1 protein-coding gene is annotated in these 239 nt (G+C 74.1%); it reads left to right on the top strand.

All coding sequences use genetic code 11. The annotated features are described in order from the left end of the window. Positions 1-239 (top strand): ATP-binding cassette domain-containing protein (locus KVT14_RS21185; protein WP_217617371.1); only part of this gene is annotated, 239 nt, incomplete at both ends.

Genomic DNA, 239 nt, shown 5'->3' with positions numbered 1-239 from the left:
ACGGTGCGTGACAACGCGGCCTACCCGCTGGCGCTCCAGGGCGTGGTCAAGGCCGAGCGCCGGAAGAAGGCCGACGAGGCCCTCGAGATGGTCGGCCACGGCGAGTGGGGCGACTCGCTCCCCCACGAGCTGTCCGGCGGCATGCGGCAGCGCGTCGGCCTGGCCCGCGCGCACGCCGCGGACACCGACATCCTGCTGATGGACGAGGCGTTCTCCGCGCTCGACCCGCTGATCCGCCG

Origin of the sequence: Cellulomonas sp. GbtcB1, assembly GCF_019091725.1 — a bacterium.
Lineage (GTDB): Bacteria > Actinomycetota > Actinomycetes > Actinomycetales > Cellulomonadaceae > Cellulomonas.
Note: the sequence above shows the minus strand (reverse complement) of the source record. Positions and strands in the feature narration are given on the sequence as shown.